The organism is Leisingera sp. UBA4491, assembly GCF_002388965.1.
Taxonomy (GTDB): Bacteria; Pseudomonadota; Alphaproteobacteria; order Rhodobacterales; family Rhodobacteraceae; genus Leisingera; species Leisingera aquaemixtae.
In genome coordinates this window covers 212,783-223,992 of sequence record NZ_DGNN01000017.1, presented here as the reverse complement: position 1 = coordinate 223,992, position 11,210 = coordinate 212,783, and the positions used below count along the sequence as shown (strand labels likewise).

Annotated in this window: 7 protein-coding genes; 5 read left to right on the top strand and 2 right to left on the bottom strand. The window is 60.0% G+C overall.

All coding sequences use genetic code 11. The features are described from left to right. Positions 1–682 precede the first annotated feature (682 nt). Positions 683–2,398 carry a calcium-binding protein gene (locus tag B2P87_RS10295; protein WP_141891374.1) on the bottom strand — a complete coding sequence of 572 codons (1,716 nt, stop codon included), beginning with the start codon at positions 2,396–2,398 and terminating at the stop codon, positions 683–685. A gap of 1,393 nt (positions 2,399–3,791) precedes the next feature. Between B2P87_RS10295 and B2P87_RS10290 the strand changes: the two genes are divergently transcribed. The 5 genes from B2P87_RS10290 to B2P87_RS10270 all read left to right on the top strand — a co-directional run bounded on the left by B2P87_RS10290 (position 3,792) and on the right by B2P87_RS10270 (position 8,522). Next, positions 3,792–4,283, top strand: coding sequence for an Lrp/AsnC family transcriptional regulator (locus tag B2P87_RS10290; protein WP_141891373.1), 492 nt, complete (start codon positions 3,792–3,794; stop codon positions 4,281–4,283). 160 nt (positions 4,284–4,443) lie between these two features. Continuing rightward, on the top strand, positions 4,444–5,586 hold the full coding sequence (locus B2P87_RS10285) for a glycine cleavage T C-terminal barrel domain-containing protein (RefSeq protein WP_141891372.1): 1,143 nt from the start codon (positions 4,444–4,446) through the stop codon (positions 5,584–5,586). A 23-nt stretch (positions 5,587–5,609) separates the two neighbouring features. Beyond that, positions 5,610–6,059 carry an OsmC family protein gene (locus B2P87_RS10280; protein WP_141891371.1) on the top strand — a complete coding sequence of 150 codons (450 nt, stop codon included), beginning with the start codon at positions 5,610–5,612 and terminating at the stop codon, positions 6,057–6,059. Positions 6,060–6,082: 23 nt separating this feature from the next. Then, entirely contained in the window at positions 6,083–6,883 is an 801-nt protein-coding gene (locus tag B2P87_RS10275) for an enoyl-CoA hydratase (RefSeq protein WP_141891370.1), read from the top strand. 4 nt (positions 6,884–6,887) lie between these two features. Beyond that, on the top strand, positions 6,888–8,522 hold the full coding sequence (locus B2P87_RS10270; protein ID WP_141891369.1) for an acyl-CoA synthetase: 1,635 nt from the start codon (positions 6,888–6,890) through the stop codon (positions 8,520–8,522). Positions 8,523–9,274: 752 nt separating this feature from the next. Here the strand turns inward: B2P87_RS10270 and B2P87_RS10265 are convergent. Beyond that, on the bottom strand, positions 9,275–10,978 hold the full coding sequence (locus B2P87_RS10265; RefSeq protein ID WP_141891368.1) for an OFA family MFS transporter: 1,704 nt from the start codon (positions 10,976–10,978) through the stop codon (positions 9,275–9,277). Positions 10,979–11,210: the final 232 nt, after the last annotated feature.

Genomic DNA, 11,210 nt, shown 5'->3' with positions numbered 1-11,210 from the left:
GGACCAGCGGGGGGCAGGTCAGGGCAAGTCCACTGTCGCCATTCGAGCCAGCCGTTGCGAACGCCTCCTTCCCCCCGCGGCGAAGGTCTACCAAGTTCGTTCTGGGCTGCTCTCCCCCTAAGATTATGGCACTTGGGTAGTCGAGGACATTCGCAGATCATGTTCGCTTTGGGCTGCGAGCGGTCCAGTGCGCTTGCAGCATCCAGTGTGGGTAGAGGTGGCGGCAATGGGCTCTTCGTTAGCTTTCGCCGCGCCAGGCGTGAATGGCCGATCCCCGAGCACAAGTCCCGCTCCCGCAAAAGGGATCGTTACCTTCTGAGGCGGAAACTGGGTAGTTAAAACGACTTGTGGCCGCGGTGGAAAGTGGCTCGGAACGAGACGCGTTCCGCCGCCCACGGGCCGCAGGGAGAATGAGCTATCCGGATAGAGCCCGGTACCGAGCTGAAAGCTCGGGATTTGCCGACCCAAGAACAGGCGTTCAAGACGAGCGCGCAAAAGCGCGGATCCAGCCCAGAGCGGCCGTTAGGCGTGGTTAACAGGGAGGAAAAAGCGGACATCCATCCAGGCACAGACCGATGAATGATACGCGGAGCTCTGCTACCGTTGACCGAATGCTCGCAACAATTTGAGATAGTCTACCCAGTTCTGGCGGAGTCCTTGAAATCGTACGGCCCTGCGTCGGTCAGAAAAGAAAGTCGTCTGCCCCCAAGCTGTTCAGCGTTGTACTTTTCAGCGTGAGGGTGTTGCCGTTCAGATCGTCGATGATCGCGTCACCGTTCACCCATGAGACGTGATGGTTCATCAGATCGTTGAAGCCCTTAATTGACGCAACTCCACGAAGATCCACCCGTTCACCAGTGCTGGCCGCATTGAAGTCGGTCACCACATCATTGCCACTTGAGAAAATGAAAGTGTCGTTGCCACCTCCACCGGTCATCCGGTCATTGCCGCCCTCGCCATCCAGCTTGTCTTTGCCCTTACCTCCAATCAGCCGGTCCTTACCCGCTCCGCCCTCCAGCCGGTCGTTGCCACCGCCACCTTCAAGCCGGTCGTTGCCACCTTCACCTTTCAAGCGATCCCTGCCACCACCACCTTTAAGGTGATCGCGGCCAGAACCGCCGAATAGAATGTCGGATCCAATGCCGCCAATCAGCCAGTCGTTTCCGGCGTGGCCCGTCAGTTTGTCATTTCCCGATAAGCCATCAAGTCGGTCACCAAATCTCGTTCCGGACAGAACATCATCGCCGTCACTGGCTAAGGCCGGGGTTAGAAAGAGCTTCGTCTCAAGCTGCCCCGTATAAGTAGTCCTGTCATAATCCTGCCAGCTTACAGAAATGACACCATCAGAAAGTTCTGTAATCTTTGGGCGGACATCTAGGTCATTGCTGCCCTTCGAAAGCTGAACTTCCTCTCCTATACGCTCACCACCAGCCGCAAATCTTTGCGCCATGATGGATGAGGTTTCAGAAGACGTTACATGCGTCCAGACGATGACAAAACCGCCATCTGACAGCGCGGTAAGTTCCGGAGCGTATTGTTCATCCAACGTCTGAGTATGAACCTGGAATTCATCGCCTATCGGGTTGCCATCCGGGTTCATGATGCGGGCATAAACACCTTCTCTGCTGCCGTCCTGGCCGTCAGATACCCAGGTGAGCAGGATGTTCCCGTTCTCCAGAACAGTTATGGATGGATCCGATTGGCTATTATTCCAATACTGGTTGACCTGTGCCTCGTATGTTCGCGGTGTTCCATCAGAATTGTAAAGCCGAAGCATGACACTGTAGAGGCTGCCATCAACCTCTCGCGATCTCCAAGTTACTGCAAAGCCACCGTCTTCTAGTGGCGCAACATCGCCAAAAGACTGATACCCCTCCGTGGTTTGATTTACGCGAAAATCGTTTCCGCGCGGAGTCCCGTCAACGTCAAAAACGCGGGCGTGGTAGCTGACATATGAGTCGTCCCGTCCTAAACCGTTGTAGACGACAACATACCCGCCATCGTTCAGCGCGGTGATTTCCGGGTCAAAACTGGTGTCATCGGGGTCGTGGAACACCGTAAGCTCACTTCCGATGCGAGTGCCATCCGCCGAAAATCTCTGCGCGTTGATCGACGCATTAGTAGAGCTTTGCAATGCGGTGTAGGTAACAACAAAGCTGCCGTCCTCTAGCGTGGTGACATCCGGGCGGTTTTCATCGTTGGCGCTGAGGCTGACATCAAAAGCCGCAGCTTTGGGCTTTCCATCCGGGCGGAAAATCTGCGCTTTGATAACGCTACCGCTCTCGCGCCAGACCAGAATATACTCGCCGTTCTGCAAGGCTGACATCCCATGGTCTGAGCTTACCTTGTTTGCATCCGGAACAATCGTCTCGAGTGCTAAACCAGTAATTGCTTCCATTATAATGCTTTCTGTATACCGACTGGTTCAATCTTGGCTGTTTAATCACTTAATAGGGAAGCCTGCAACTTGCAGGTGCTCGATCGGCTGCACCGTACAATAGCGAGGCCAATCAAATTAGCATAGTGCGATGAGATTTTGCCTGTCTTCCGAGCCTTCTTGGCGTATGAAAAAGGGTGCCGCACCGGTCAAGTTAGACTCGGACCGGCCCTTTGTTGCGAGGCGGTTATAAGTCCGCTTTGGAACCGCGATCAGAGTTTTGCAAAGCCCGTTTGCTGCGCTGAGCTGTCGCTCGCGCCTGGCACTCAGCATTGAAAATATGCTCCTGACCAAATTTGAACGGCGCTGGCCGAAAAGGTCCGCTTCAGCCGATGGCAAGTATATGAGTCGCAAAAGGAAAGACTGGTGCGATCACGATTTTTCCACTGGCCTAAAATCAAGGGCTTAGCGGAGCCTGGAAGGTAAAACTATGTGCGACAGAACCTTTCCTTTTTTGTGTCTCCAACATCCCCGCTTGCGCCTCCTGATCCGCCAGTGGCGAAGCCTTCCCTGATTTTCACTTTGGAAGACCTCGTGTCTTCCGGAGGGCAAAGCAGGGTGGGCGCAGCCCGGACTGCGGCCAGGCGGTGATCTGACACACGGGGCCGGAGCGGAGAAATTGGGAGGGGGCCGCGCCAGGCGCGGAAGGAACCGGATTTCTCCGTGGAGGCTGACGCGCGAGCTACATCAGAACCCGTGTTCGGAGTGCCGGCCGGATGGCAGGCGGACCAATCAAACAGAAAATGCCGGGGCAGGGAGGAGCGGGCGCAGCCCGTCGATGCCCTGTCCCGACTCCTGGGATATGCAATCCGCGCGCCCCGCGCGGATTTCTACTGTCTCTTACAGAAGGCGCAGTTGCCCCAGCCAGACAGTCAAGTCCTGCTCCAGCAAAAGGGGTCGTTCCTTAACAACGGTCCCGTTATCAAGGGGCAGAATGCCCTCAGCAGGAGCCATAACCGCTCCATGAGGCAATTTACAGGTCGCGGACTAAGTGAAAATTCGCTGCAAGCTGCTTCAAAGGCGGCAAACTGCGCGTTTTGTCTGCGGCGACCCGCTGGAAGGGCGGTTTCCGGACCTTCACTGCACCTTTTGGCGGCAGTCGATAGGCCGGTTAAGCCGGTTTTCAGAACAGTCAGCTGCGGAGCGCCCCGGAATTCTTAGGCCTGGATTTGACCATGACGCAGCGGCCGTTGGTTTTAAAGGTTTCATGCAAGACGCTCTTTCGCAGTTTTCTCCAGAGGACAGCCGGTGGCCTGCGCGCCAAACCAGCCTTGCTGGAGCAAGATGTTGCTTCCGGGTTGATGGTGGTGATTGTATTGGACCGCCAAACCCTTGCTTTGAAAGGCCCTGATGCATGGACAAGTTCAGCCTCGATGCGACCGATATCCGCATCCTTAGTGCAGTCCAGAAACACGGCCAGCTGAGCAAAACCAAGCTGGCGGAGATCGTCAACTTGTCGCCAACCCCGTGCTGGACCCGCCTTGCGAAATTGAAGGCAGCCGGGTTCATACGCGGCTATCACGCCGACATTGCGCTCGACCGGGTCTGCGATTACACGCAGGTTATCGTGACGGTCTCGCTGACCCATCACCGCAAGTCTGATTTTGATCGCTTCGAGGGCCACATCCGGAAGCTGGACGCGGTCACCGAATGCATCGCCACAGGCGGTGGCATGGATTACGTCCTGAAGGTCTTCACCCCAAGCCTGCCAGCCTTTCAGGAACTGATGGAAACCCTGCTGTCGGCCGAACTGGGGATTGACCGCTACATGACCTACATCGTGACGCGCCACGTCAAATCCGCCCAGCCGAATCTCTCCGGCCTGACGGCCAGGCCGGGCAAATGACGGACCCCGCCTGAACGGTCTGCCAGCCCGCCGGCATCAGCCCGTTCGGGCTTTCCGCAGCTTGTTTTCAGTCCGCTTCCGGCCTGACTGCGGGGGTAATCCTTCACCCAGTTCAAACAGGCCGCGGCTGATCGGGCCGCCGGTGAAAAGGGTGAAAGACATGACGCAATCAGACGGCTTCGGGTTCGGCACACAGATCCGCAAATCCCCCTATTTCGACGCCACTGTCCGCTGGGGCGCCAAGGGGTTTTCGGTGTACAACCACATGTACATCCCGCGCGATTTCGGCGATCCGGTGCAGAACTTCTGGAACCTGGTGAACGACGCGATCCTGTGCGATGTGGCGGTCGAGCGCCAGGTGGAGATCACCGGCCCGGATGCGGCGAAGTTCGTGCAGATGCTCACCCCGCGCGACCTGTCGAAAATGGCCGTTGGCCAGTGCAAATACATCCTGATCACCAATGCCGACGGCGGCATTCTGAACGACCCGATCCTGCTGCGGCTGGCGGAAAACCACTTCTGGATCTCGCTGGCGGACAGCGACATCCTGCTGTGGGCGCAAGGCGTGGCGGTGCATTCCGGCATGGATGTCTCCATCTGCGAACCCGATGTGTCGCCGCTGCAGCTGCAAGGCCCGAAGTCCGGCGAGATCATGCGCGCGCTGTTCGGCGACAGCATCATGGACCTGAAATACTACTGGCTGCGCGAGGTTGATCTGGACGGCATTCCGCTGATCGTGTCGCGCACCGGGTGGTCCAGCGAGCTGGGCTATGAGCTGTACCTGCAGGACGGATCGCGCGGAGGCGAGCTGTGGGAAAAAATCATGGCGGCGGGCCAGCCCTTTGGCCTGCAGCCGGGCCACACCTCCTCGATCCGGCGGATCGAAGGCGGCATGCTGTCCTATCACGCTGATGCCGACATCCACACCAACCCCTTTGAGCTCGGTTTTGACCGGCTGGTGAATCTCGGCATGGAAACCGGTTTCATCGGCAAGGAAGCTCTGCGCCGCATCAAGGAGAAAGGTGTCAGCCGCAAACAGGTAGGGCTGGTTATCGAGTGTGAACCGCTGAAAGGCCCCAACACCACCTTCTGGCCGATCACCAAAGATGGCGGCACCGTCGGCAAGGTGACTTCGGCCGTCTACTCGCCGCGCCTTGAAAAGAACATCGCACTGGCGATGGTCTCGGCAGGGAGTTCTGAACTGGGCACCGAAGTCGAAGTGAAGACTGCCAGCGGCCCGGCAAAGGCCACGATTGTCGAAATCCCCTTCTACGACCCCAAGAAATCGCTCGCAGCAAGCTAACGCCAGAACGAGGACTTACGGAAATGTCGGATATTTCGATCGATCTGCACTGGCATCGCATTGAGCCTGAGCTCAAGCCCGGCGCCTACACGGCCGCGCATACCGTTCAGCTCAACAACGGCTACGACGTGCAAGTGGACGCCGCCCCCGATTATGGCGGCGACCCCAGCTGCACCAATCCCGAGCAGGCGCTGGCCTCGGCCCTGTCCAGCTGTCACATGCTGACGTTTCTTGCTCTGGCCGCCAAGGCCGGCTGGCCAGTGGCCAGCTACCATGATCATGTGGTGGCGCATCTGGGCAAGAACCCGAAGGGCAAGATGTCGGTGAACCGCTTGGATATGCACCCGGTGGTGCGTTTCGACACTGGCTTTCAGGTCAATGATGCGGAACTGGCGCAAATGCAGGACCGGGCGCACCGGTACTGTTTCATCGCCAATACACTGGCTGACTTCGTCGAGATCAACGTTCACTGACCCTCAAAACAGGAGAGAGCCCCGTGCAAGACACCGATATCCTGCTGCGCGACCTGGATGACGCCGGCATCCTGCGTCTGACCCTGAACGATGCCGGGCGGCGCAATGCCCTGTCCGAAGCCATGCTGGCGGCACTGGCTGCAGCCTTTGCCGAAGCGGGGGATAACCCGCAGGTGCGCGTTGTCATCCTGGCGGCAAACGGCCCGGCCTTTTGCGCCGGGCATGATCTGAAGGAGATGACCGCCGGACGCGCGGCTGCGGACGGCGGGCGGGCCTATTTTGCCAAGGTGATGGCGATGTGCTCTGCCACCATGCAGGCGATTGTGAACTGCCCCAAACCGGTGATTGCCGAGGTCACGGGGATCGCCACTGCGGCGGGCTGCCAGCTGGTGGCCAGCTGTGACCTGGCCGTTGCGGCGGATACCGCGCAGTTCAGCACACCGGGGGTGCATATCGGCCTGTTCTGCTCGACGCCGATGGTGGCCCTGTCGCGCAATGTCACCAGCAAGCATGCAATGGAAATGCTGCTGACCGGCGACATGACCCCGGCCCGGCGGGCAGAGGAGATCGGCCTGATCAACCGCGCCGTTCCGCCCGCAGGGCTGCGGGAGGCCTCGATGGAAATGGCCCGCAAGATCGCGTCCAAGTCGGTGATGACCCTGGCCACCGGCAAACGCGCCTTCTATGCGCAGCGGGAAATGCCCCTGACCGACGCCTATACCTATGCCTCCAGCGTGATGGTCGACAACATGCTCGCCCGCGATGCCGAAGAGGGCATCAGCGCCTTCCTCGAAAAACGCAGCCCCAAATGGCAGGATCACTAAGATCATGACGGACAACCCGTACAACACCGGTCTGGACCGCACCCCCGCGAACTATCAGCCGCTGACACCGCTGACCTTCCTGGAACGCGCCGCCAGCGTCTTTCCGGACCGCACGGCGATCGTGCATGGGTCCCTGCGGCGCAGCTATGCGGAGTTTTACGCGCGCTCGCGGCGGCTTGCCTCGGCCCTGGCCAAGAACGGCATCACCCGCGGCGACACCGTGTCGGCGCTGCTGCCCAACACGCCGGCGATGCTGGAGTGCCATTACGGCGTGCCGATGTGCGGCGCAGTGCTGCACTCGATCAACACGCGCCTGGATGCGGCGGTGATCGCGTTCCAGCTCGACCACGCGATGTCGAAACTGGTGATCGTGGACCGGGAATTCATGCCGCTGATGCAGGAGGCGCTGGCGCTTGCCACGGTCTCGCCGGTACTGATCCAGTATGATGACCCAGAGTATGACGGCGCGAAGACAGACGTGGAGGCCGCCGACTACGAGGTGTTCCTGACCCGCGGCAACCCCGATTTCAACTGGCTGATGCCGGAAGACGAATGGGATGCGATCTCGATCAACTACACCTCCGGCACCACCGGCGACCCCAAGGGCGTGGTCTCGCACCACCGGGGCGCCTATCTGCTGGCGCAGGGCAACGCGCTAACCACCTCGATGCAGAAACACGCGGTCTATCTCTGGACCCTGCCGATGTTCCACTGCAACGGCTGGTGCTTCCCCTGGACCCTGTCCGCCATCGCAGGCACCCATGTGTGTCTGCGGCAGGTGCGGGCCGAACCGATCTGGAACGCTCTTGCAGACGAGGGAGTAACCCACCTGTGCGGCGCCCCCATCGTGATGTCGCTGCTGATCTCGGCACCGGAGGAGGCGAAACGCGATCTCGCCGAGCAAGTGCAGTTCTTCACCGCCGCCGCGCCGCCGCCCGAAAGCCTGCTGGCCGGGATGAAGGCCGCAGGCTTCGACGTGACCCATCTGTACGGGCTGACGGAAACCTACGGCCCTGCGGTGGTCAATGACTGGCACAGCGGCTGGTCGGATCTGCCGCCTGCCGAACAGGCCGCACTGAAGGCGCGCCAGGGCGTGCGCTACCTGCCGCTGGAACAGCTGGATGTGCTGGACCCGGAGACGATGCAGCCGGTGCCGCGCGACGGCCAGACCATGGGCGAGGTGATGTTCCGCGGCAATGTCGTGATGAAGGGCTATTTCCGCAACCCCAAGGCCACTGAGGAGGCCTTTGCCGGCGGCTGGTTCCACTCCGGCGATCTGGGTGTCATGCACCCTGACGGCTATATCCAGCTTAAGGACCGGTCCAAAGACATCATCATCTCGGGCGGCGAGAACATCTCCTCGATCGAGGTCGAAGAGGCGCTTTACCGCCACCCTGCGGTTGCGGTGGCTGCTGTGGTGGCAATGCCGCATGAAAAGTGGGGTGAAACCCCCTGTGCCTTTGTCGAACTGGCGAAGGGGCACGAGGCGGACGCAGAAACCTTGCGCAGCTGGTGCCGCGACCACCTTGCGCCTTACAAAGTCCCCGGGAAGTTTATCTTCACGGCCATCCCAAGAACCTCAACCGGGAAGATCCAGAAATTCACCCTGCGCGAGCAGGCAAGGGAAATCGCGTCCTGACCAGGGGCGCAGAACTTCGGCCAATGGCGGCTTTACACAGTTCCTACGCGTTCATTTCTCTCGCGCAGCATTCGGTAATATGGGCTCGAAGCCCGGTTTCGCCGCGCGCTGCATGAATGTCTGCTTCATCCAAAGGTAAATCTGTGAGTCGCTAAAGGTAACTTAGCTGCTTCGGATGAAAATATTTCCCTTTAAAATCAATCAGCCAAGTTCCCTAAAAAGGAGAAACTATGTGTCGCCCGACACTTCTTGTCGGGCGACACATAGTTTTGCCATTTGCGGCAGAACCTTTCCTTTTTCGTGTCTCCAACATCCTCGCTCGCGCCTCCTGTTCCGCCAGTGGCGAAGCCTTCCCTGATTTTCACTTCGGAAGACCTCGTGTCTTCCGGGCTGCGGCCGGACGGTGATCTGACACCCGCGAAATGAAAGGATGCGCCGGAGCGGTGAAATCGGGAGGGTCGCGCCTGGCGCGGGAGGAACCGGGTTTCTCCGTGGAGGCTGACGCGCAAGCTACATCAGAACCCGTGTTCAGAGTGCCGGCCGGATGGCAGGCGCACCAGTCAAATGAAAAATGCCGGGGCAGCAAGCGCCTTGGGGCAGGGGCGTTATCTTCGCAAAGCTTGCGGCACATCCGGCTGCTGCGGCAACAACTTCGATCTCTGTTCGTAAACCGGCTGTCTTGAATGCAGGCTGCATGTGCAGCCGGGGCGCTGAGGGCGCCCCGGCTGGCGGCTTTACTCTCCCGGAACGGCCTAAAGTTCCGGTTCGTCATGGTGGTGGTGCTCCTTCACCGGGCGCATGAGGAGGTTGGCGAAGAAGGCCACCGCCAGCAGCGCCGCCATGCAATACATCGTTGTATTGTAAAGGCTGGGGGTCGGGTCCACGGTGCCGGCTGGTGCGATTTCCATCAGCTTGGCAATCGTCACGGTCTTGGCCGCCACCAGCTGGTCCAGCTGCGCAACAGGCGCGCCGAATTTCGCGGCAAAGGCGGCAGGATCGACCTTGGCGGCCAGGTCCTGGACCGCGCTGGTCACCGACATCTGGCGCAGCGAGGTAATCGCCAGCGGCCCCAGCACGCCCGCGGTAGACCAGGCGGTCAGCAGGCGGCCGTGGATGCCGCCGACATGCATGGTGCCGAACATGTCGGCGAGATAGGCCGGGATTGTGGCGAAACCGCCGCCGTACATCGAGAAGATCAGCATCGTCGCCAGATAGAAGCCCATCAGATAGACCAGTGACGGGTTGGCCGCGGCGGCAGAGGCGAAGTAGGGGATCGACAGGTAGAGCGCAGTGCCCAGCACGAAGAAGCACATGTAGGTCGCCTTGCGCCCGATGTAATCCGAGGCAGAAGCCCAGAAGAACCGGCCGATCATGTTGAAGACCGAAATCATCAGGACATAGGTCGAGGCGAAGGCGGCGGTTGCCACCAAGGGCATCACCGAGCCGAAGATCTCGGACATCATTGTCTTGGCGACCCCGATCACGCCGATGCCTGCGGTCACGTTGAAGCACAGCATGACCCACAGCTGCCAGAACTGCGGTGTCTTCAGTGCCTGGTCGATATGCACGTCGTTCTGGGTCACCAGCCCCGAGGCGGCGGGTTTCGGCTCCCAGCCTTCAGGCTTCCAGTCCTTGGCCGGGACCCGGTACTGGAAGGCGGCCAGGATCATCACCACGAAATACACGATGCCCAGGGTCATGAAAGTCTGGGCGGCGCCGGTATTGCCGGTGCCCACAACATAGGCGCCGGCCTCGCCGCCGAACTCGGCGGCCTGGGTTGCGCTGGCGATTACCACCTCGATCTTGCCTTGTGCGGTTTCGGCAAAGACCCGGCCGTTTTCGACTACGGTCTGCACCGCATCCCGGGCGCCAAGATAGGTGGGGGCGGTTTCATAGAAATCCAGCAGCCAGCCCTTGACCGGAGCGGCGATCATCGCGCCGCCGCCAAAGCCCATGATGGCCATGCCGGTTGCCATGCCGCGCCGGTCGGGAAACCAGCGGATCAGCGTTGATACCGGCGAAACATAGCCCAGCCCCAGTCCGCAGCCGCCAAGCACGCCGTAACCCAGATAGACCAGCCACAGCTGATGACTGGAGATGCCAAATGATCCGACAATGAAGCCGCCGCCCCACAGCAGCGCCGCCACGACACCGACCATGCGCGGGCCGACTTCCTCCAGCCATTTGCCGGCAAAGGCGGCAGCCAGCCCGAGGAAGACGATAGCCACCGAAAAGATCCAGACAACAGAGCTGAGGCTCCAGTCGTCGGCGCTGGAGGCGACCACCCCCAGCTCGCGGGTCAGCGGCGGGTTGAACACCGACCAGGCATAAACCGAGCCGATGCAAAGGTGGATGGCGATGGAAGCCGGCGGCACCCGCCAGCGGTTGAAGCCGGGTTTGGCAGTGATGTGGTGCTTGTGCAGAAAGCTCAGCGCGCCGGATGATGGCGTACTCATGTGGTGTCCTCCCTAGTGCTGTTCCGGCGGTTGCAACCTCCTATTGCGGCCGCCCCGAATGGCCCGCGGCAATGTGCCGTAGCTTGACAAAGGAAGACGTATGGCCCAGCTGTCAAATAAATAATTGTTTAATAACAAATGCTTGTGTGGGCACTTTGTCTGTCCGGCCCGGCGCCTGCCGGCAGTTGCGGGACATTCTGTCCGCAGGGGGGAAACCGGGGCCTGCAATTTT